Here is a 21583-nt window from a genome sequence, read left to right on the forward strand (position 1 = left end):
GATCTCCTTTTTTTGTCCCAATCGCAAAACTCAAATTGAAAACTATTTGCATTTATTGAATTTTAGAAATAGAATGAAGCCAATTCAATATAAATTAAGATCTATTCTCAAAAACAAGGAGTTTTCAATGACATTAAAATCATTCAAAATTGCGACACTCGCCGCCGCACTTACATTCTCAGCAAGTAGCTTTGCCGACATTACCGTTTACAACGGCCAACATAAAGAAGCAGCAAAAGCCGTAGCTGATGCATTTACGCAAGAAACCGGCATTAAAGTCACTTTAAATAGTGCTAAAAGCGAACAGTTAGCTGGTCAACTTAAAGAAGAAGGCGATAAAAGCCCAGCCGATGTATTCTATTCAGAACAGACATCCCCATTTGCCACACTTTCTGCAGCGGGTTTATTAGAACCACTTTCAGCCAATACGATCAAACAAACTTCTCACCAAGGTGTACCAGTGGCACCTAAAAAAGATTGGATCGCATTAAGTGGTCGTTCTCGTGTTGTAGTTTATGATCACACTAAATTATCTGAAAAAGATATGGAAAAATCAGTACTTGATTACGCGACACCAAAATGGAAAGATAAAATCGGTTATGTACCAACCTCTGGAGCATTCTTAGAACAAGTTGTAGCTATTGTTAAACTAAAAGGCGAGAAAGTTGCGCTTAATTGGTTAAAAGGCTTAAAAGAAAATGGTAAACTTTACGCGAAAAACAGTGTTGCATTGCAAGCTGTTGAAAATGGCGAAGTGCCTGCAGCCTTAATTAATAACTACTACTGGTATGCATTAGCAAAAGAAAAAGGCGCAGAAAACTTAAAAACTCGTTTGTACTTTATTCGTCATAAAGACCCTGGTGCGTTAGTGACTTACTCTGGTGCTGCAATCTTAAAATCATCTAAAAATAAAGAAGAAGCGAAAAAATTCGTGGACTTCTTAGCAAGCAAAAAAGGTCAAGAAGCCTTAGTTGCTGTACGTGCAGAATATCCATTACGTACAGATGTGACTTCTCCATTCAATATGGAACCTTATGCTAAATTGCAAGCGCCAGTAGTTTCAGCAACTACTGCTCAAGATAAAGAACAAGCAAATAAATTAATTGAAGAAGCAGGTTTAAAATAAGCCCGCTAACGTCGCAACTGTATTTTCACCAAAAGTGAAGATACAGTTGCCACATATAAAGGATTATCTTTTGACCCGAACTCCCCCACTTTGGCTCACCATCATTATTTTACTTATTGGTTTACCGCTCTTATTACCATTTCTGTATATTCTTTTCCGTGCGATTGAAGTCGGATTAGATCGTAGCCTTGAGCTTCTTATTCGCCCGAGAATGGCGGAATTACTGAGCAACACAATGCTTCTCATGGTCTGCGTAACTATTGGATCCATTTTTCTCGGTACGCTTTGTGCATTTTTACTTGAACGCTATCGTTTTTTCGGCAAATCATTTTTTGAAGTGGCGATGAGTTTGCCACTTTGTATTCCTGCCTTTGTGAGCTGTTTTACTTGGATTAGCCTAACCTTTCGAGTTGAAGGTTTTTGGGGAACGATTGGCATCATGACATTAAGTTCTTTCCCACTCGCTTACTTACCTATTTCAGCCACACTTAAACGACTTGATCGCTCTCTGGAAGAAGTAAGCCTTTCACTTGGGAAAAGCCAAACTTACACCTTTTGGCACGCTATTTTTCCGCAATTGAAACCGGCAATCGGTAGTAGTTTATTACTAATAGCATTACATATGCTCGTGGACTTCGGTGCGGTTTCAATTTTGAATTACCAAACATTCACCACAGCGATTTTCCAAGAATATGAAATGTCTTTTAATAACAGCACCGCAGCGCTACTTTCAGCTGTATTAATGGCAATTTGTAGCATTATTGTGCTGGGCGAAACATTCTTCCGCGGTAAACAAACACTTTACAACAGTGGCAAAGGTGTCACTCGTCCTTATCCAGTAAAAACACTTTCCTTTGGCAAACAATGTTTAACCTTCGGTTTTTTCTCGAGCTTATTCATCTTAAGCATTGGCGTACCTGTGATAATGTTAATTTACTGGCTTATTGTGGGAACTTCACTCGAAAGTGCGGGTGATTTTTCAGAATTTTTATCGGCATTCAGCAATTCATTTATCATTTCAGGACTAGGCGCATTACTTACCGTAATTTGTGCCTTGCCATTAGTTTGGGCCGCCGTACGCTATCGTAGCAAATTAACCGTTTGGATTGATCGCTTACCTTACCTATTACACGCCGTACCCGGCTTAGTTATCGCATTATCACTGATCTACTTTACAATCAACTATGCAAACAGCTTATATCAAACCTTTTTAGTTATCATCGTGGCTTACTTTATGCTCTATTTACCAATGGCACAAACCACACTTAGAGCCTCACTTGAGCAACTTTCTGATAATATTGAGAAAGTCGGACAAAGCCTAGGACGAAGCCCATTCTATATTTTCCGAACTTTAACATTACCAGCAATGCTACCAGGCATTGCGGCAGCATTCTCCCTAGTATTTTTGAATTTAATGAAAGAGCTTACTGCAACGCTTTTGCTCACACCAAACGATATCAAAACCCTTTCTATTGCCGTTTGGGAATATACCAGTGATGCGCAATACGCTGCGGCAACGCCTTATGCACTCATGCTCGTTCTCTTTTCAGGGATTCCTGTGTTTTTATTGAAAAAATATGCATTTAAATAAAATGATAAATAATCCGTTATTAACCGTTAAAAATCTCAATAAATTTTTTAATGAACAACAAGTTCTTCACGATATTTCCTTTACCTTACAACGAGGTGAAATCCTCTTTTTGCTTGGCGCTTCTGGTTGTGGAAAAACAACCTTATTACGCGCAATTGCCGGATTTGAACAACCCAATACAGGCGAAATTTGGCTAAAAGAGCGGTTAATTTTTGGCGAGAATGCGAATGTGCCAACGCAACTGCGCCATTTAGGTTACGTGGTGCAAGAAGGTGTGCTTTTCCCTCACTTAAATGTCTATCGCAACATTGCTTACGGATTGGGGAATGGAAAAGGGAAAACGGATGAAGAGAAAATGCGGATTGAGCAGGCAATGCAACTCACTGGAATTAGTAAACTGGCGGAACGTTTTCCTCACCAACTCTCAGGCGGACAACAACAACGTGTGGCGCTAGCTCGAGCACTAGCACCAAATCCCGAACTAATTTTATTGGATGAACCTTTTAGTGCCTTAGATGAACATCTTCGCCAGCAAATTCGTCATGATATGCTAAAAGCGCTGCGTCAAAGTGGTGCATCAGCTATTTTCGTTACCCATGATCGTGATGAAGCATTACGTTACGCGGATAAAATTGCCGTAATTCAGCAAGGAAAAATCTTGCAAATTGATACACCTCGCACACTTTATTGGTCGCCTGATCATATTGAAACCGCAAGTTTTATTGGTGACAACATCCTGCTATCGGCAAATCTGATTGATGAAAACACCGTTCAATGCCAATTAGGTAATATTCCTGTAAAAAATAAATCAATATTACAAAAACAAGGTAAAATTTTACTTCGTCCAGAACAATTTAGCCTGTTTAAAACATCGGAAAATCCAACCGCACTTTTCAAAGGGCAAGTAAAACAAATCGAATTTAAAGGGAAAATTACCGCTGTTCAAATTGAAATTAATGGCTACGCAATATGGATTGAGAACATCATTTCCCCCGATTTATCTATTGGCGATGAGCTGCCAATTTATTTGCATGGAAAAGGGCTGTTTTACGCCTAAGAATAAAGCCTTATCTTTACGATAAGGCTTTATTTTTAAACAATATATTCAGAAAAAATTTGTTCAAGATTTGATATTAAACAGTCTGCACCTAAAATATTTTCTCCTGTCCATACCTGTTGCAAAATCTCTGGAGAAAATTGTTGACTCGCTCGTTCAGCTAACGGCAAATAACTGATATGCCAAGGCTCCCGCCCCACTTTCTTATTGGACTGCATATTTATAAAAGGCAAAGCAAAATCAAAGTGCGGTAAATTTTCGGTAAGAAATTCACTCAATTCAAAGAAATAGCCGCCTTTTTCATATTCCCAAGGCTCAAGTTGTAAAGATTGACCTTGTGGCAAAAGATCAGGATCGAAAATATCCACTTCCGTTCCCCAATGATGACGGCTAGCACCCGGCAATGCAGACCAACGTAAAATCGCCTGACATTTTTGCCAGTCATCTAATTGGCTCAAATCTAATGCGTTGCCTGCGTCATCATGGACTTTTCGCTCCCCCTTAAATTTGCTGTTCCAAATAATCTGTTGGCGTTCAAAATCACGAAAACTACTCGCTGGCTGTAAATTAAAGCCATTTTTCGCCGCACTTTGTTGCAAACCTTGAAATGCTTGCACAGCTTGTGTTTGCAAAAAATGATTTGATGAATGAGTTGCGGGTAAATTGACTAAATGCTCACGAGACTTTCCTGTAAGCATCTCAATGGTTAATTTCATTTTAGCTATCCAATAAATTCATTAACATTTTGTGATAAATTTCACCGCACTTGCCAAGATCTTCTACGCTGACACATTCATTTACTTTATGAATTGTTGCATTAAGTGGACCAAATTCCACTACTTCAGCACCCATCAATGCAATAAAACGACCGTCTGACGTGCCACCACCTGTTTCAGCCTTTGGCGTTATGCCTGTAATTTCCTCAATAGCGGAGGTTATCGAATCTAATAATTTACCTGGTTTTGTTAAAAACGGTTTACCTGATAAATTCCATTCAATACGATATTTCAAATTATGTTTTTCTAACATTTCAGCCACTTTTTGCTTGATGATTTCATCCGTGACTTCTGTGCAATAACGCAAATTAAACTGAATATATAACTCACCTGGAATCACATTATTACTTCCTGTACCCGAATGAATATTAGCAATTTGTAGGCTTGTTGGAGGGAAAAACTCATTACCTTCATCCCATTGGTAAGTCGTTAATTCTTGCAAAAATGGCGCTGCTTTATGGATTGGATTTTCAGCTAAATGAGGATATGCCACGTGCCCTTGAATCCCCTGAATATAAAGATTTCCTGTAATTGAGCCGCGACGACCATTTTTGACAACATCGCCTAAGTTTTTAGCACTCGATGGCTCGCCAACCATACAATAAGTAATTTTTTCATCACGCGCCATTAAAGTCTCAACCACTCGCACAGTACCATCTTTTGCGGCAGCCTCTTCATCAGAGGTGATCAATAATGCAACTGTGCCTTTATGGTTAGGATTTGCTTTTACATATTCTTCTGCCGCCACAATCATTGCTGAAAGGGATCCTTTCATATCCGCCGCACCACGACCATAAAGCATGCCATCAATAATCTCAGCAGAAAACGGAGAATACGACCATTGATTTTCATCACCAGTAGGCACAACATCCGTATGTCCAGCGAAAGCAATAACTGGCTCACCCGTTCCGTGTTTTGCCCATAAATTCAACGTATCATTAAAAAGCATCCATTCAATTTGAAAACCTAACTTTTCTAAACGTTCGGCAATAATTTGCTGACAGCCTTCGTCATTAGGACTAATAGATGGGCGACGAATTAAATCTTGCGCCAACGAAATCACTTTTTCTCTCATAAAAACTCCTAAGAAAATAACCGCACTTTAGGCAAAGGCAGCCTGATATTCCTTCTCATTAAAACCAATTAGAGCCTTCCTATCTTGTAAAATAATTGGACGTTTAATTAAAGTTGGATTCTCAACCAACACGGAAAGTGCGGTGGTTTTATCAAGAGAATTTTTAACTTGTTCATCCAAATTACGCCAAGTTGTACTGCGTTTATTCACCAACACATCCCAGCCAAATTGAGCTTCTGCCTGAGTTAAAAAATCCAAATCTAACCCATCAACACGGTAGTCGTGAAGTTTGTGTTCAATATTGTGATCCGCCAGCCATTTCAACGCTTTTTTCACTGTATCACAATTTTTAATGCCATAGACTATTAGCATAATATCCCCTAATCTTTCATTTGTTGTTTTAATAAATTTACTATATCTCTTAAAGTTCCTAATTCATTTTCTCTTTGTTTCAATAATTCATCTTTATGTTTTAATTCTAACTTTAATTTTTCTACTTCTAACTCAGCCGATTGATTACCATAATAGTTATTACGAAAATGATTTTGATTATTTTCTCCACCAACTAAAATAACGCCACTATCATGGGTAGATACCAAATCCAAAAGATCTATTTGTAGAACTGATGCTATCTGTTTCAATTTATGAAGGCTTATATTCGTTTCACCTCTTTCAATTTTTGCATATCCAGCCACAGACATATTCATTCTTTCAGCCATTTCCTCTTGAGACCATTGATTTAACTCTCTGAATAATCTTACTTTCTCATTAACGCTCATTTTAGACCTCATATTTTGTCAAGTAACAAATAGTATAGAACATCATTACAACAACTATCTTTTGCATAATATCCATAAAATTATAATTTCTAAGAATATACACCGCATGAAGATTTTAACCTAAAGTCAATTTAGTGTCGTGTTTTATTCATACTACGTTTAATTTACATTGGAGTATATATGAAAAAAATTGTAATGATTTTATTAGCAACATTTGCTTTAGGTACATTTTCATCTTTTGCTAACGCAGGAAGATGTGATCATTATTGGCAAACCGCAAAAGATGGATCAGTCTGTGGAGATCGTGCCGCTGATCGTCGCCCAGGAGGACAATAAAAAAAAGAAAAGACTACATTTATCTTATTTACAACTAAGTGGTGAAAATAAGTTAGGTGGTGAAATAAATAAAATAATCTATTCAAAAATAGATTGAAACTAAAAACGCCTTGGAACTACACCAAGGCGTTTATTTATTATGCCAACAACTTATTGATACGTTTAATAAATGCAGCTGGATTTTCCAAAGATCCGCGCTCTGCTAACATAGCCTGTTCGAGCAACAATTCCACCCAATCAGCAAATTCCGTTTCATCTGCAATATCAGCTACTTTTTTCACTAAGTGGTGTTCTGGATTAAGTTCAAAGGTGTATTTTACTTCTGGTACAGATTGCCCTGCGGCTGCAAACAATTTCGCCATTTGGGTCGTCATTTGATCATTATCCGTAGAAACTACCGCTGGTGTATCCGTTAAATTGTGAGTTAAACGCACCGTTTTCACGCGTTCACCAAGCAAGTTTTTCACACGCTCAATAAAACTACCAAAGGCTTCATTTTGTTGTTTTTGTGTTTCAGATTCTTTATCCGCTAAATCGCCTAAATCCAAATCTGCTTTTGTGATACTTTGTAATTGTTTACCATCGAATTCAGTTAAATAGCTTAACATCCATTCATCAATGCGATCGGAAAGCAATAAAACCTCAATGCCTTTTTTATTGAATAATTCCAAGTGTGGGCTATTTTTCGCTGCGACATAACTATCCGCTGTAATGTAATAGATAGCTTTTTGCCCTTCTTTCATACGCGAGATGTAATCTTCTAAAGACACAGTTTGCTCGCTGCTATCATTATGTGTTGAAGCAAAACGCAATAACTTCGCAACAGTTTCTTTGTTAGCAAAATCTTCTGCTGGGCCTTCTTTCAAGACTAAACCAAACTCTTTCCAGAATTGAAGATATTTTTCTGCATCATCTTTTGCTAATTTTTCTAGCATTTGTAATGAACGCTTAGTTAATGCTTTGCGTAATGCAGCCGTAATTTTGTTATCTTGTAAAATTTCACGAGATACATTTAATGGCAAGTCATTGCTATCGATTAAACCACGCATAAAACGTAGATAATTCGGCATAAATTGCTCAGCATCATCCATAATAAATACACGTTGAACATAAAGTTTTAAGCCGTGTTTATGTTCGCGATTAAATAAATCCCAAGGTGCTTTAGCTGGCACATAAAGCAAACTAGTATATGCTTGATTTCCTTCAACTTTGTTATGCGCCCAAGTCACAGGATCAGCAAAATCATGGCTTAAGTGTTTATAAAACTCTTTGTATTCCTCATCGGAGACATCATTTTTAGAACGCGTCCAAAGTGCATCGGATTTATTAATTTTCTCCCATTTCTCACCGCACTCTTTTCCCTCATCATCGTATTCTTTCGTCAGCATTTCCACTGGCAAGCCAATATGGTCAGAATATTTACCGATAATTTCACGTAAACGCCATTCGTTTAAAAATTCTTTTTCATCTTCTCGTAAATGCAAAATCACATCAGTGCCACGGGATTTTTTCTCAATATCCGCCACAGAATATTCACCTTCACCCGCAGATTCCCAAAGTACAGCTTTATCCGCCTCTTCGCCAGCTGCTCTAGTTTTTACAGTCACTTTATCTGCCACAATAAAAGCAGAATAAAAACCCACACCAAATTGCCCAATAAGTTGGCTATTTTTTGCTTGGTCTTGGCCAAGTGCGGTTAAAAATTCTTTTGTTCCTGATTTTGCAATCGTACCCAAATGATCGATGACTTGCTCGCGAGTCATACCAATGCCGTTATCACTAATCGTGATCGTTCCTTTATCCGCATCAAAGCTAATGCGCACACGCAAGTCGCCATCACCTTCATATAAAGCAGGGTTGGAAAGTGCTTTAAAGCGTAATTTATCTGCTGCATCAGAGGCATTAGAAATCAGTTCACGTAAGAAAATTTCTTTGTTGGAATACAAAGAATGAATCATTAATTGGAGTAGTTGTTTGACTTCAGATTGGAAGCCGCGAGTTTCTTGATTTTGTGACATAATTTTTTCCTTCATAAAGATAAAAATTGAACGTCACAGATATAAGAATAAAAAGAAAGATTTCAAGGGGAAAAGCAAAGTGCGGTGAATTTTCACCGTATTTTATTCAATACATTTTCCTAAAATATCTAGAAATGAATAACGGTGATCGCCTTAGACGATCACCGTTAAATTAAAGTGTTTACTAAAAAGAACTTTACGTATTATAAAAATTAGAATCCGTAACCCACACCAACTTTTGCACCATAGTTATTAACTTTAGTATTATCAAAACTACCTAGACGATTGTATTCAACACCGCCATTTGCATACCAGTTACCATCTAATTTATATTTAGCACCTGCTACAACACCATAACCAATTTTAGTTTCAGAAGAACTTTTATATACTTGGTTAGCTCGATTATCATATTTGAATTGGTTAGCTGCAACACGAGCGCCTACATAAGGTTCAACTTTAGAATTCGTGTCAAAATCATATAATACTGATGCACCTAAACCGTGAATTTTCGCACCATCAACTTTTCCATGATGAGTATAATCACCCGCAACACGCGTATTTCCTAATTTATAACCAACCGCTACACGAGGTTCAACTCGAGTATTATTGCTACCGTTTGCTTGAGTTTGAGATAAACCGATATCGCCTTCAGCATAGATATTCGCATTTGCAGCAGAAGCAAAGGCAAATGCACCAACAATAACGGCTAATAAAGATTTTTTCATTGGATAACTCCTTTATTTATTGAATAAGCTGGAAAAATATATCACAAAAATTATTCTGTTTCATCGACAAAAACTAATTTTCCTTTACATTTTCTACATAAATATTCAATCTTTTCTTTTACTATTCTATTATGTCGGCGAATACTTAGAAAATGTGTTTGGCACGCACAACGATATTCAAAGATTTTACCTTGCACATTTTTTATATCAAATTGATGGCAAGTATCCGCAGGAAGCTTAAAAATTTCATTCATTACAAGCTGCCACTCTTTCCCATGAGGTTTTACACTACCAAACATTTGATACACAATCAAATGCGCAAGCTCATGCGGCACGACTTGTCGAATAAATTCATCCGCATTTTCTAATAACAAAGTGCGGTTAAATTTTATTTCATTTTTTTGTAGGTAAGCCACTCCTGCCTTTATTCCACGTAACTCATAATTTACATCAGGCATTGTAAATTTTCGCTTAAAATAACCCTCTACAAGCTGCAAAGACTGATTCAATTTACGTTGCACTTGCATTTTTAAATGACGAAATGGAATTTGCTCTATTGATGTCATGATTGAAAAGAAAAAACCGCTAGATGAGCGGCTTTTATATAATTTACTAAATTAAAAAATAAGATTATTTTAATCCTGCTGCAACACGTAATTCTGCTGCACGATCCACTTTTTCCCAAGGGAATTGCTCACGACCGAAATGACCATAAGCTGCCGTTTCACGATAGATTGGTTGGATTAAATCTAACATTTTAATTAAACCATAAGGACGTAAATCAAAGAATTCACGAACTAATGACACTAATAATTCATTCGCAACTTTTCCAGTTCCAAAGGTTTCGACCATGATAGATGTTGGATCAGCCACACCAATCGCATAAGAAAGTTGGATTTCACAACGATCTGCCAAACCAGCTGCAACAATATTTTTTGCTACATAACGTGCCGCATAAGCTGCTGAACGGTCAACTTTAGATGGATCTTTTCCTGAGAATGCGCCACCACCGTGACGAGCGGCACCACCGTAAGTATCTACGATGATTTTACGACCAGTTAAACCACAATCCCCCATCGGTCCACCAATAACAAAACGGCCAGTCGGGTTAATGAAGAATTTTGTTTCTTTAGAAAGCCATTCACTTGGTAATACAGGTTTGATAATTTCTTCCATCACACCTTCATGTAAATCTTTTTGACTAACTTCTTCAGAATGTTGAGTAGAAAGCACAACCGCATCCACACCAACAATTTTATTATCTTCATATTTTAACGTTACTTGGCTTTTCGCATCTGGTCGTAACCACGCTAATTTACCGCTTTTACGCACTTCGGCTTGTTTTTCCATTAAGCGATGAGCATAAGTAATAGCAGCTGGCATTAATACATCAGTTTCATTAGTGGCATAACCAAACATAATACCTTGGTCGCCTGCGCCTTGATCTAATGGATTTTCACGATCAACGCCTTGATTAATATCTGCAGATTGTTTGCCAATCGCATTAAGCACTGCACAAGAATGGCCATCAAACCCCATTTCAGAATGTTCATAACCAATATCACAAATCACTTTACGCGTTAAATTCTCAATATCGACCCATGCTGATGTTGTGATTTCACCACCCACCAATGCCATACCAGTTTTTACGTAGGTCTCACAAGCTACTCGTGCTTTTGGATCTTGTTTTAGGATTTCATCAAGTACCGCATCAGAAATTTGATCGGCAATTTTATCTGGATGCCCTTCAGATACAGATTCAGATGTAAATAAATAGCTAGACATATTTTCTCTCTTTTTCTTTTAAATTTAGATGTATTGACGTATAGACGTCTATAATACGTATTTTAGCTTAATAAGCAAGCGCTATTATTGATTTATCGTCGTAGGAATAGTCAACCAATTACGCAAAATTTGTTCACCAAAGTCTGACATATAAGATTCAGGATGAAACTGAACACTATAAATTGGTAAAGATTTATGCTGCATAGCCATTACCACACCTTCATCACAAAGTGCGGTAACTTCTAGGCTATAAGGAAAATCTTTTTTCTGTACACCCCAAGAATGATATAACCCGATATTAAATTCCCTTGGAAGGCTAAAAAATAATGGAGAATTTGACCGCACTTTTAAAATTCGTTTCTGACCATGACGGACTTTCTCTAAGTTATACAATGTACCACCAAAAAATTCACATAAGGTTTGATGCCCTAAACACACACCTAAAATAGATTTCTGCTGATAATATTTTTCCAACATAGAAAAAAGTTGTGGATAAGCTCGTGGTACATCAGGCCCTGGTGAAATCAATATATGACTATATTTTTCCGCTGTACTTTCCTTTAAATCTTCCACGTTTAAAACATCATAAGGCACATTTAATTTTCGAATTAAATCCACCAAGTTAAAAGTAAAAGAATCGTGATTATTAATGATGAGTAATTTCATAACCGCTCGGCATTCGTTATAATCGGGCAATTTTACGCAAAATGACACAAAGCACAAAGCACAAAGCACAAAGCACAATGCAACATTTTATTGAACAGGCTAATCATTATGGCAAACAACGCACGCCATTTTTCTTTCTCGTTGATTTTGAAAAAGAAAAACCATTGATTTGTCCTCTCGAAAATTCTGCACAACAAGGCATTTATTTTGATATTTTAGGGAAAAGAAATAGCACGATTTCTCCACAACCCCTCCCTCTTAATTTTACCAAACATCCAATGCCCTTCTCTCGTTATCAACAAGGTTTTGAACTTGTTCAAAGTGAATTACAAAAAGGTAATTCTTATTTATTGAATCTCACCTACCCCACTGAAATTTCAGGTAATCTGTCACTTGAACAGATTTTTCATCAAACAAATGCTCCTTATAAATTGTGGTTACAAGATCAATTTGTTTGCTTCTCACCAGAATGTTTTGTCAATATTCATGACAACAGCATTTTTACTTATCCGATGAAAGGGACAATTAATGCATCTCTGCCCAATGCAGAAAATCAGTTACTCACAAATGAAAAAGAACAACACGAACATTACACGATTGTTGATTTGATGCGTAACGATTTATCCATGGTGGCAGAAAACATTCAGGTAAAAAAATTTCGTTATATCGATCACATCAAAACACAAAAAGGCGAAATACTGCAAACCAGTTCTGAAATTTACGGAAAATTGAATGAAAACTGGCAAAATCAAATTGGGGATATTTTAGCGACACTCTTGCCTGCCGGTTCCATAAGTGGCGCTCCAAAAGAAAAAACCACACAAATTATTCAACAAGCAGAAAAACAAAAACGCGGTTATTACACAGGAATTTTTGGCATATTTGATGGTAAAACACTACAAAGTGCGGTGGCAATTCGATTTATTTCTCAAACAGATGAAAAATTTTATTTTCATAGTGGAGGCGGAATTACCATTCATAGCAATGTGCAAGATGAATATGAAGAATTGTTAGAAAAAGTCTATTTACCGATTGAAGGTGCTGATTAATGTATCCTCTATTTGAAACCCTTTGTATTGAAAACGGGAAAATTCAAAATATCGATTTACACCAAGCGCGATATGAACGTAGTTTATATCAATTTTATGGCAAAAGTGCGGTAAAAATTTTTAATCTTTTTTCACTCATTCAACTGCCAGTGCCCTTACAAAATCGATTAGTTCGCTGCCGCATTGATTACAATGACAAAACCACACAAATTCAATATTTTGAATACTATCGAAAAATTTACCGCACTTTTCAACCTGTAATTTGTGACGATATCGAATATAGCTTGAAATATGCTGATCGCAGTTTAATTAATAAATTGTTTGCTCAACGAGGCACTTGTGATGAAATTATTATTATCAAAAATGGAAAAGTGACAGATTGTTCCATTGGTAATTTAATTTTCCGCCAAGAAAAAAAATGGTACACACCAGACACGCCATTGCTTTTAGGCACACAACGAGAAAAATTATTACAAAATGGGAAAATTCAAGAACGCACAATATTTCAAGAAGATATTGTCAATTTTGACGAAATTAAAATCATTAATGCAATGAATACACTTTAAAACGGGTATTACCTCTCTTTACAAAATTTTTTTAAAATTTTATATTGCCTAGCGACTTAGCTTAACATGACACTATAATCATAAGGAAAAATATGGCACAACCTCTCCAAACATCATTAAAACTCGCTTCCCTTCTTGGGCTAGCCGTACTAAGTGCTACCTCTACTGCTCAAGCTGCGGGTAAACTTACCATCTATTGCAGTGTTCAAAATACAACTTGTGAACAAGTGACAAAAGCATTTGCTCAAAAATATCAAATAGAAACACAGTTCATTCGCAATAGCACAGGGACCATTTTAGGTAAAATCAAGTCTGAAAAAGAAAATCCTCAAGCAGATGTTTGGTATGGGGGCACTATTGAACCGCATTTACAAGCAGCCGAGTTGAATTTACTTGAAAAATACCGCTCCCCAATACAAAAACAGATTATGCCCAAATTCAAATCCTTAATGGCTCAGCGCGGTGATTTCACATCTGTTATTTACCTAATGGAAATGGGTATTGGCATTAACACTAAAAAACTAGCCTCATTGGGGATTACGCCACCAAAATGTTTCGCCGATTTAACCAAACCTGAATTCAAAAATGAAATTCAATACGCAGACCCACGTGTTTCAGGAACCGGTTATTCATTATTAAGCACACTCATTTCTCTATGGGGTGAAGAAAAAACGAATGATTACTTAAAATCCTTGGATCACAATGTTTCCCAATATACAAAAAGTGGGCTCGCAACTAGTTATTTGGCAACAGGTGATGTCGCAATTGATATAGGTTTCATGCTCAATTATGCTAAAGAAAAGAATAAAGGCGCACCCGTTGAAGGTGTTTTACCTTGTGAAGGTGTTGGATACGCATTAGGGGCTGCAAGCATTATTAAAGGGGCGCGTAATTTAGATAACGCAAAATTATTTATTGATTTCGTGTTAAGCAAAGAAGCTCAAGAAATTCCTTGGCGATTTGGCGATTCTTATCAGTTACCGACCAATATTTATGCCCAACCAGCACCAGGCTTTACACCCGCAGACAAACTTAAGCTTATAGATATGAATTTTATAAAATTTGGATCTGATAAAGAAGGTAAACGCTTGATTCAACAATGGGTATCAGACATTAAAGAAAGAGGTTAAATATCCCTAAACAAAACAGGAAATAGAAGAGGTACATTACCCTATTTCCTGTTTTATATTCACTAAAATTTCAACCGCACTTTACCACAGTAAACATTCCCCCGCCCTTCTCTCGCAAACCCAATTAGGGTTAAATTATGCTCATTCGCCATTTTCACAGCCAAATCTGTAGCCGCAGAAATTGTCACTAACATCTCTATACCGCAAGCTATTGTTTTTTGAACCATTTCATAACTCGCGCGACTAGACGCTAAAATAAAGCCCTGAGGTTTATCCGTTTTTGCATACCAACCAAGTAGCTTATCTAGTGCAACATGTCGCCCTACATCCTCACGAATTACAAGCATATTGCCTTGTAAATCAAAAAAAGCACAAGCGTGTGTCGCTCCTGTTTGTTGAGCAAGTTGTTGATGAATTTGTAATGTAGTTAAACAACTATCTAATCGATTAATATCAAACTGAAAGGTTTGCTCTAATTTTGGGAAGTGTTTATAAACTTGATTAAGCTGCTCTGTGCCACAAATACCACAACCAGTTCTCCCAGTCAGGTTTCGACGATGTTCTTTTAATGTCATAAATTTTCGACTAGAAAGTTCAATTTGAACTTCTACACCATTACAAGCTTCTATCACATCAATACCATAAATATCCGAAGGTTTATCAATAATTCCCTCTGTTAGAGAAAAACCCAATGCAAAATCTTCTAAATTCTTTGGTGAGCACATCATCACGGCATGAGAAATACCGTTATAAACAAGAGAAACTGGGATTTCAACAGCAAGATCATCCTCTTTCTCAGTTAAAAGTGCGGTAATTTTTTCTTCTTTTTTATTTGTTCTAAACAAATAGATTGAGTGTCGTAAAAGCCAGTTCATTTCTTGTTATATCCATTACACGCATGTAACATTTTTGTTAAATTTGTTTCATTTTTATGATCTAGATCACTTATTTTTAGCAATCTAATGTAATTTGATTATAGATTTATGGTTAAAAAATCGTTATCCTTAGGCCCGCTTAAATTGGTGTTTTTTGCTATCGCCTTTTTATGTTACCTTTCGATAAGGCTATTTTATCGAAATCAATCAAATTATCTAAGCGAATTTTTTACTATCTAAAAATCTAAAACACATTAACGCTCACTGTTAATGTAAAGGAGTGATTATGCAGATCTCAAGAAGAAAATTCTTTAAGGTCTGTGCAGGTGGTATGGCGGGAACTTCAGCCGCAATGTTGGGCTTTGCGCCTACAAGTGCATTGGCTGCACCGCGTGAATATAAATTATTACGCGCATTCGAATCTCGTAACACCTGTACATATTGTGCCGTAAGCTGCGGTATGTTGTTATATAGCACTGGAAAACCTGCTGATACATTAAGTGGCCACACCAGCACAAATACTCGTTCTAAATTATTTCACCTTGAAGGTGATCCAGATCATCCAGTAAGTCGTGGTGCACTTTGCCCTAAAGGTGCTGGTGCATTAGACTATGTAAATAGTGAAAGCCGTTCTTTATATCCTCAATATCGTGCACCTGGTTCTGATAAATGGGAACGAATTTCTTGGCAAGATGCAATTAAACGCATTGCTCGCTTACTGAAAGACGATCGTGATGCTAACTTCGTTGAAAAAGATGCAAGTGGCAAAACCGTGAACCGTTGGACAACTACAGGTATTATGACTGCATCAGCCATAAGCAACGAAGCCGCACTACTAACTCATAAATGGGTGCGGATGTTGGGTATGGTACCGATGTGTAACCAAGCGAATACTTGACACGGACCAACGGTAGCAAGTCTTGCTCCATCATTTGGTCGCGGTGCGATGACAAATAACTGGGTTGATATTAAAAATGCCAACCTTATCATTGTTCAAGGCGGTAACCCTGCAGAAGCTCACCCTGTTGGCTTCCGTTGGGCAATTGAAGCAAAGAAAAACGGTGCTAAACTTATCGTTATCGATCCACGCTTTAACCGTACAGCCTCTGTTGCAGATTTACATGCGCCAATTCGTTCTGGTTCAGATATCGCATTTTTAATGGGTGTAATCCGTTACTTATTGGAAACAAACCAAATTCAACACGAATACGTTAAACACTATACTAATGCTTCATTCTTAGTTGACGAAGGTTTCAAATTTGAGGACGGTTTATTTGTAGGTTACAACGAAGAAAAACGTAACTACGATAAATCTAAATGGAACTATCAGTTTGATGAGAACGGACAGGCTAAACGTGATATGACATTACAACACCCTCGTTGTGTCATTAATATCTTAAAAGAGCATGTTTCTCGTTATACCCCAGAAATGGTTGAACGCATTACAGGTGTAAAACAAAAACTCTTCTTACAAATCTGTGAAGAAATTGGTAAAACCTCTGCACCAAATAAAACGATGACGCATCTATATGCGTTAGGCTTTACCGAGCATTCAATCGGTACACAAAATATTCGTTCAATGGCGATGATCCAATTACTTTTAGGTAATATGGGTATGCCTGGTGGTGGTATTAATGCATTACGTGGTCACTCCAATGTGCAAGGTACAACAGATATGGGCCTATTGCCAATGTCTTTACCAGGTTACATGCGTTTACCAAACGATAAAGATACCTCTTACGAGCAATACATTAACGCGATTACACCAAAAGATATTGTTCCAAACCAAGTGAACTATTATCGTCATACTTCAAAATTCTTTGTTAGTATGATGAAAACCTTCTACGGTGATAAAGCAACCAAAGAAAATGGTTGGGGTTTTGATTTCTTACCAAAAGCAGATCGCTTATATGACCCGATTACTCACGTTAAATTGATGAATGACGGCAAATTACACGGTTGGATTTTACAAGGCTTTAACGTGTTAAACTCATTACCGAACAAAAACAAAACTGTTGCAGGAATGAGTAAGTTAAAATTCTTAATCGTGATGGATCCGCTTCAAACTGAATCCTCTGAATTCTGGAAAAACTTTGGTGAATCAAACAACGTGAATTCTTCAGAAATTCAAACTGAAGTCTTCCGCCTACCAACAACCTGTTTCGCAGAAGAAGATGGTTCAATTGTAAACTCAGGACGTTGGGCGCAATGGCACTGGAAAGGTTGCGATCAGCCAGGTGAAGCATTACCAGACGTTGAAATTCTTTCTATGATTCGTGAAGAAATGCATCATCTTTATCAAAAAGAAGGTGGTCGCGGTATTGAATCCTTTGAAGCAATGACTTGGAACTATGCTCAACCACACTCACCAAGTGCGGTAGAATTAGCCAAAGAATTAAATGGTTATGCGCTTGAAGATCTTTATGATCCAAACGGTAACTTGATGTACAAAAAAGGCCAATTACTCAATGGATTTGCACATTTACGTGATGATGGTACAACAACATCAGGTAACTGGTTATATGTTGGTCAATGGACTGAAAAAGGTAACCAAACCGCAAATCGTGATAACTCAGACCCATCAGGTCTAGGTTGCACCATTGGTTGGGGCTTTGCATGGCCTGCAAACCGTCGTGTACTTTATAGCCGTGCATCATTAGATATCAATGGTAATCCTTGGGATAAAAACCGCCAATTAATCAAATGGAATGGTAAAAACTGGAACTGGCATGATGTAGCAGACTATGGTACACAACCACCAGGTTCTGATGCTGGACCATTTATTATGTCTGCTGAAGGTGTAGGTCGTTTATTTGCAGTTGATAAAATTGCAAATGGTCCAATGCCTGAACACTATGAGCCAGTTGAAAGCCCAATAGATACTAACCCATTGCACGCTGCAGTGGTAAGTGATCCTACAGTACGTATTTATCCTGAAGATAAAGAATTTATCGGTTCAAATAAAGAGTTCCCATTCGTGGCAACAACTTACCGATTAACGGAACACTTCCATAGTTGGACAGCACAATCTGCATTAAATATCATCGCACAACCACAACAATTTGTGGAAATCGGTGAAAAATTAGCGGCAGAAAAAGGCATCCAAAAAGGCGATATGGTAAAAATTACTTCTCGTCGTGGCTATATTAAAGCTGTTGCCGTGGTTACAAAACGTCTTAAAGATCTAGAAATTGATGGACGTACCGTACACCATGTAGGTCTTCCAATTCACTGGAATATGAAAGCCTTAAATGGTAAAGGTAATCGTGGATTTGCTACTAATACCTTAACACCATCTTGGGGCGAGGCAAACACGCAAACACCAGAATACAAAACATTCTTGGTGAATATTGAAAAAGTTGGGGAGGCATAATATGGCAGGAACTGCTCAAGGCGTTCAAACGCAAGACGTTATTAAAATCTCCGCAACTTCAGGCTTAACACCTGCACCACACGCGCGAGATCATAAAGTTGAAGTCGCAAAATTAATCGATGTTACTACCTGTATTGGCTGTAAAGCTTGTCAGGTAGGCTGTTCAGAGTGGAATGATATCCGCTCTGATGTCAATGCTCAGTGTGTAGGGATCTATGATAACCCTGTTGATCTCAATGCAAAAGCATGGACAGTAATGCGTTTTAACGAAGTAGAAGAAAACGATCGTTTAGAATGGTTAATTCGTAAAGATGGTTGTATGCACTGTGCTGAACCAGGCTGTTTGAAAGCTTGTCCATCACCAGGCGCAATCATCCAATACGCCAATGGTATTGTAGATTTCCAATCTGATAAATGTATTGGTTGTGGCTATTGTATCGCAGGATGTCCATTCAATATTCCTCGAATGAATCCTGAAGATAATCGAGTATACAAATGTACCCTTTGCGTGGATCGCGTATCTGTAGGTCAAGAGCCTGCTTGCGTGAAAACCTGTCCAACTGGTGCAATTCGTTTCGGTTCTAAGGAAGAAATGAAAGTATACGCAGAACAACGCATTGCTGAATTAAAAGCACGTGGTTATGAAAATGCGGGGCTTTACGATCCTGAAGGTGTTGGTGGTACGCATGTAATGTATGTATTACACCATGCAGATAAACCTGAACTTTATTCAGGTCTTCCGAAAAACCCAAGCATTGATCCAAGCGTTACTTTATGGAAAGATGTGTTAAAACCAGTTGCGGCGGTGGCAATGGGTGGTTTAGCCCTTGCAGAAATCGCACACTACTTAACTGTTGGTCCAAATGTAGAAGAAGATGTGGAAGATCATCACCACGAATTTGAAGAAGAAAAATCAACTAAGGGGGAAAACCATGAGTAAAATTGAAATTAGCAACGATACTCGCGTTATCCGCCATAGAACGCCTGCGCGTATCAGCCACTGGATGTTGGTAATTTGCTTTTTTATGACAATGTTCACTGGGGTTGCCTTTTTCTTCCCAGATTTTGCGTGGTTAACAGAAATTTTGGGAACACCACAAATTGCACGTGCAGTTCACCCGTTCACTGGGATATTAATGTTCTTTGCTTTTATTTACTTAGCGTTATTATACTGGGATCACAATATTCCAGAAAAAAATGATATTCGCTGGGCAAAAGGCATATTAGAAGTATTAAAAGGTAACGAGCATGCTGTAGCTGATAATGGTAAATATAACTTTGGCCAAAAAATGTTATTTTGGACATTAAATTTAGCTATGGTGACATTATTAGTAACAGGCATCATTATGTGGCGCCAATACTTCTCACATTACTTCTCAATTCCAGTATTGCGTATTGCAATTTTGCTTCACTCATTAAGTGCTTTCATGCTATTCACTGGCATCCTAGTACATATGTATATGGCATTTTGGATCAAGGGCTCTATTCGTGGTATTGTTGAAGGATGGGTAACTGTTCGCTGGGCGAAAAAACACCATCCAAAATGGTATCGTGAAGAGGTGTTAGAAGCACTAGAGAATGACCTTATTAACGAAAAAAATGACAAAGGTGGGAAAACCAAAGTATTATTTAAAGGCTTTGGAAAATAACCCCCTAGTATGAAAAAGTGCGGTTAAATAACCGCACTTTTTATTAGTGACAATCAAGAGTATCTTATGAGTATTAAAATTCTTTCAGAGGATGAAATTAAACAAAAAAAGAACGCTTATGATGTTCCACCTGTTTTATTTGCGAATCCTAAAAACCTTTACCAGCGTCGTGCAAAACGTCTGCGTGATTTAGCGAAGGATCATCCACTAAGCGATTACTTAAATTTTGCTGCAGATATTGTAGAAAGCCAACTTTCTACATTAGAAAAAAATCCTTTACCTGCTCATCCATTTAAACAGTTAAATGAAATTGAGCCCTTAAATGCAAAAACTTTTCAACGGAATAATATTTGGAGAGAATATCTCGCAGAAATTATTCACGAAATAAAACCTAAAGCTAATGAACAAGTATTAGCAACTATTGAACAGCTTGAAAAAGCATCATCTTCAGAATTAGAAGAGATGGCAACTAAACTTCTTACTCAAGAATTTAACTTAGTAAGTAGCGATAAGTCTGTTTTCATTTGGGCAGCCCTGTCCCTCTATTGGTTACAACTCACTCAACAAATTCCACATAATAGCCAACTGGAAAATACTGAAAACCTCCATCACTGCCCTGTTTGTGGCTCATTACCTGTCGCGAGTATTGTACAAATTGGTACATCACAAGGTTTACGCTACTTACATTGTAATTTATGTGAAAGTGAATGGAATTTAGTACGCGCACAATGCACCAACTGTAATAGCCACGACAAGCTCGAAATGTGGTCGTTAGATGAAGAGCTTGCACTTGTTCGTGCTGAAACCTGTGGTAGCTGTGAAAGTTACTTGAAAATCATGTTCCAAGAAAAAGATCCTCATGTAGAACCAGTAGCCGATGATTTGGCTTCTATTTTCTTAGATATCGAAATGGAAGAAAAAGGTTTCGCACGCAGCGGATTAAATCCATTTGTATTTCCCGCAGAAGCAGCATAAAAATATAGCCTAGGACAACATCCTAGGCTATA

The 21583-nt window shown here is 37.5% G+C and carries 22 protein-coding genes; 11 read left to right on the forward strand and 11 right to left on the reverse strand.

What is annotated here, in order from left to right:
- Window positions 1–127: 127 nt before the first annotated feature.
- From KP712_RS03945 to fbpC, 3 genes are all read left to right on the forward strand, one after another.
- The gene (locus KP712_RS03945) at window positions 128–1126 is read left to right on the forward strand and encodes an iron ABC transporter substrate-binding protein (RefSeq protein ID WP_215770594.1); all 999 of its coding nucleotides are present in this window, start codon (window positions 128–130) and stop codon (window positions 1124–1126) included.
- Window positions 1127–1196: 70 nt separating this feature from the next.
- Window positions 1197–2717, forward strand: a complete 1521-nt coding sequence (locus KP712_RS03950; RefSeq protein WP_215770595.1) for an iron ABC transporter permease — start codon at window positions 1197–1199, stop codon at window positions 2715–2717.
- Window positions 2704–3774 carry a Fe(3+) ABC transporter ATP-binding protein FbpC gene (gene fbpC / locus KP712_RS03955; protein WP_215770596.1) on the forward strand — a complete coding sequence of 357 codons (1071 nt, stop codon included), beginning with the start codon at window positions 2704–2706 and terminating at the stop codon, window positions 3772–3774. Before KP712_RS03950 ends, fbpC begins: the two co-directional genes overlap by 14 nt.
- 35 nt (window positions 3775–3809) lie before the next feature.
- On the opposite strand, the gene KP712_RS03960 is transcribed toward fbpC, so the two are convergent.
- From KP712_RS03960 to KP712_RS03975, 4 genes are read right to left on the reverse strand one after another with little or no spacing between them, the layout of a single operon-like run.
- The gene (locus tag KP712_RS03960) at window positions 3810–4490 is read right to left on the reverse strand and encodes a M15 family metallopeptidase (RefSeq protein WP_215770597.1); all 681 of its coding nucleotides are present in this window, start codon (window positions 4488–4490) and stop codon (window positions 3810–3812) included.
- A gap of 1 nt (window position 4491) precedes the next feature.
- Window positions 4492–5625 carry a succinyl-diaminopimelate desuccinylase gene (dapE, locus tag KP712_RS03965; RefSeq protein WP_140577900.1) on the reverse strand — a complete coding sequence of 378 codons (1134 nt, stop codon included), beginning with the start codon at window positions 5623–5625 and terminating at the stop codon, window positions 4492–4494.
- A gap of 27 nt (window positions 5626–5652) precedes the next feature.
- Window positions 5653–5997: an ArsC family reductase gene (locus KP712_RS03970; protein ID WP_215770598.1), complete on the reverse strand. Its 345-nt coding sequence runs from the start codon at window positions 5995–5997 to the stop codon at window positions 5653–5655.
- An 8-nt stretch (window positions 5998–6005) separates the two neighbouring features.
- Window positions 6006–6404, reverse strand: coding sequence for a helix-turn-helix domain-containing protein (locus tag KP712_RS03975; protein WP_215770599.1), 399 nt, complete (start codon window positions 6402–6404; stop codon window positions 6006–6008).
- A 180-nt stretch (window positions 6405–6584) separates the two neighbouring features.
- Between KP712_RS03975 and KP712_RS03980 the strand changes: the two genes are divergently transcribed.
- Window positions 6585–6740: a hypothetical protein gene (locus KP712_RS03980; RefSeq protein WP_179222771.1), complete on the forward strand. Its 156-nt coding sequence runs from the start codon at window positions 6585–6587 to the stop codon at window positions 6738–6740.
- A gap of 137 nt (window positions 6741–6877) precedes the next feature.
- On the opposite strand, the gene htpG is transcribed toward KP712_RS03980, so the two are convergent.
- The 5 genes from htpG to KP712_RS04005 all read right to left on the reverse strand — a co-directional run bounded on the left by htpG (window position 6878) and on the right by KP712_RS04005 (window position 11934).
- A complete protein-coding gene (gene htpG, locus KP712_RS03985) occupies window positions 6878–8758 on the reverse strand; it encodes a molecular chaperone HtpG (protein ID WP_215770600.1) in 1881 nt (626 codons plus the stop codon).
- 212 nt (window positions 8759–8970) lie between these two features.
- Window positions 8971–9483 carry an OmpW family outer membrane protein gene (locus tag KP712_RS03990; RefSeq protein WP_048953715.1) on the reverse strand — a complete coding sequence of 171 codons (513 nt, stop codon included), beginning with the start codon at window positions 9481–9483 and terminating at the stop codon, window positions 8971–8973.
- A 50-nt stretch (window positions 9484–9533) separates the two neighbouring features.
- Complete coding sequence (locus KP712_RS03995) at window positions 9534–10049, reverse strand: SprT family zinc-dependent metalloprotease (protein ID WP_215770601.1); 516 nt, start codon at window positions 10047–10049, stop codon at window positions 9534–9536.
- Between the two features lie 64 nt (window positions 10050–10113).
- Window positions 10114–11268 (reverse strand): methionine adenosyltransferase, encoded by a 1155-nt coding sequence (gene metK / locus KP712_RS04000; RefSeq protein ID WP_005627231.1) that lies wholly within the window; start codon window positions 11266–11268, stop codon window positions 10114–10116.
- 84 nt (window positions 11269–11352) lie between these two features.
- The gene (locus KP712_RS04005) at window positions 11353–11934 is read right to left on the reverse strand and encodes an anthranilate synthase component II (RefSeq protein ID WP_215770602.1); all 582 of its coding nucleotides are present in this window, start codon (window positions 11932–11934) and stop codon (window positions 11353–11355) included.
- A 77-nt stretch (window positions 11935–12011) separates the two neighbouring features.
- Here KP712_RS04005 and KP712_RS04010 point away from each other — a divergent pair, with 77 nt between their 5' ends.
- Window positions 12012–12983, forward strand: a complete 972-nt coding sequence (locus KP712_RS04010; RefSeq protein ID WP_215770707.1) for an aminodeoxychorismate synthase component I — start codon at window positions 12012–12014, stop codon at window positions 12981–12983.
- Window positions 12984–13150: 167 nt separating this feature from the next.
- On the opposite strand, the gene KP712_RS09225 is transcribed toward KP712_RS04010, so the two are convergent.
- Window positions 13151–13237 carry a hypothetical protein gene (locus tag KP712_RS09225; protein ID WP_353886412.1) on the reverse strand — a complete coding sequence of 29 codons (87 nt, stop codon included), beginning with the start codon at window positions 13235–13237 and terminating at the stop codon, window positions 13151–13153.
- A gap of 30 nt (window positions 13238–13267) precedes the next feature.
- Between KP712_RS09225 and KP712_RS09230 the strand changes: the two genes are divergently transcribed.
- Entirely contained in the window at window positions 13268–13549 is a 282-nt protein-coding gene (locus KP712_RS09230) for an aminotransferase class IV (protein WP_353886413.1), read from the forward strand.
- A gap of 92 nt (window positions 13550–13641) precedes the next feature.
- Window positions 13642–14679, forward strand: a complete 1038-nt coding sequence (locus tag KP712_RS04020) for an ABC transporter substrate-binding protein (protein WP_111407476.1) — start codon at window positions 13642–13644, stop codon at window positions 14677–14679.
- 62 nt (window positions 14680–14741) lie between these two features.
- Here KP712_RS04020 and fdhD read toward each other — a convergent pair whose 3' ends face one another.
- A complete protein-coding gene (fdhD, locus tag KP712_RS04025) occupies window positions 14742–15554 on the reverse strand; it encodes a formate dehydrogenase accessory sulfurtransferase FdhD (RefSeq protein ID WP_111407477.1) in 813 nt (270 codons plus the stop codon).
- A gap of 286 nt (window positions 15555–15840) precedes the next feature.
- Here fdhD and fdnG point away from each other — a divergent pair, with 286 nt between their 5' ends.
- From fdnG to fdhE, 4 genes are all read left to right on the forward strand, one after another.
- Complete coding sequence (gene fdnG, locus KP712_RS04030) at window positions 15841–18927, forward strand: formate dehydrogenase-N subunit alpha (protein ID WP_140450234.1); 3087 nt, start codon at window positions 15841–15843, stop codon at window positions 18925–18927.
- A gap of 1 nt (window position 18928) precedes the next feature.
- The gene (fdxH, locus tag KP712_RS04035; RefSeq protein ID WP_048953725.1) at window positions 18929–19867 is read left to right on the forward strand and encodes a formate dehydrogenase subunit beta; all 939 of its coding nucleotides are present in this window, start codon (window positions 18929–18931) and stop codon (window positions 19865–19867) included.
- Window positions 19860–20576, forward strand: coding sequence for a formate dehydrogenase subunit gamma (locus KP712_RS04040; RefSeq protein ID WP_048953726.1), 717 nt, complete (start codon window positions 19860–19862; stop codon window positions 20574–20576). The genes fdxH and KP712_RS04040 overlap by 8 nt, the downstream gene beginning before the upstream one ends.
- A 66-nt stretch (window positions 20577–20642) precedes the next feature.
- Window positions 20643–21551 carry a formate dehydrogenase accessory protein FdhE gene (fdhE, locus tag KP712_RS04045; RefSeq protein WP_111407479.1) on the forward strand — a complete coding sequence of 303 codons (909 nt, stop codon included), beginning with the start codon at window positions 20643–20645 and terminating at the stop codon, window positions 21549–21551.
- Window positions 21552–21583 lie beyond the last annotated feature (32 nt).

It is taken from the genome of Haemophilus sp. SZY H68, from assembly GCF_018829685.1.
GTDB lineage: Bacteria > Pseudomonadota > Gammaproteobacteria > Enterobacterales > Pasteurellaceae > Haemophilus > Haemophilus haemolyticus_K.

Coding starts and splice junctions, on each gene's coding strand:
- KP712_RS03960 (WP_215770597.1), bottom strand. CDS start 4,490: ATGAAATTAACCATTGAGATGCTTACAGGAAAGTCTCGTGAGCATTTA.
- fbpC (WP_215770596.1), top strand. CDS start 2,704: ATGCATTTAAATAAAATGATAAATAATCCGTTATTAACCGTTAAAAAT.
- KP712_RS04020 (WP_111407476.1), top strand. CDS start 13,642: ATGGCACAACCTCTCCAAACATCATTAAAACTCGCTTCCCTTCTTGGG.
- fdhD (WP_111407477.1), bottom strand. CDS start 15,554: ATGAACTGGCTTTTACGACACTCAATCTATTTGTTTAGAACAAATAAA.
- KP712_RS03990 (WP_048953715.1), bottom strand. CDS start 9,483: ATGAAAAAATCTTTATTAGCCGTTATTGTTGGTGCATTTGCCTTTGCT.
- fdhE (WP_111407479.1), top strand. CDS start 20,643: ATGAGTATTAAAATTCTTTCAGAGGATGAAATTAAACAAAAAAAGAAC.
- KP712_RS04010 (WP_215770707.1), top strand. CDS start 12,012: ATGCAACATTTTATTGAACAGGCTAATCATTATGGCAAACAACGCACG.
- KP712_RS03980 (WP_179222771.1), top strand. CDS start 6,585: ATGAAAAAAATTGTAATGATTTTATTAGCAACATTTGCTTTAGGTACA.
- htpG (WP_215770600.1), bottom strand. CDS start 8,758: ATGTCACAAAATCAAGAAACTCGCGGCTTCCAATCTGAAGTCAAACAA.
- KP712_RS03945 (WP_215770594.1), top strand. CDS start 128: ATGACATTAAAATCATTCAAAATTGCGACACTCGCCGCCGCACTTACA.
- KP712_RS04005 (WP_215770602.1), bottom strand. CDS start 11,934: ATGAAATTACTCATCATTAATAATCACGATTCTTTTACTTTTAACTTG.
- fdxH (WP_048953725.1), top strand. CDS start 18,929: ATGGCAGGAACTGCTCAAGGCGTTCAAACGCAAGACGTTATTAAAATC.
- KP712_RS03975 (WP_215770599.1), bottom strand. CDS start 6,404: ATGAGCGTTAATGAGAAAGTAAGATTATTCAGAGAGTTAAATCAATGG.
- dapE (WP_140577900.1), bottom strand. CDS start 5,625: ATGAGAGAAAAAGTGATTTCGTTGGCGCAAGATTTAATTCGTCGCCCA.
- KP712_RS03995 (WP_215770601.1), bottom strand. CDS start 10,049: ATGACATCAATAGAGCAAATTCCATTTCGTCATTTAAAAATGCAAGTG.
- KP712_RS04040 (WP_048953726.1), top strand. CDS start 19,860: ATGAGTAAAATTGAAATTAGCAACGATACTCGCGTTATCCGCCATAGA.
- KP712_RS03970 (WP_215770598.1), bottom strand. CDS start 5,997: ATGCTAATAGTCTATGGCATTAAAAATTGTGATACAGTGAAAAAAGCG.
- metK (WP_005627231.1), bottom strand. CDS start 11,268: ATGTCTAGCTATTTATTTACATCTGAATCTGTATCTGAAGGGCATCCA.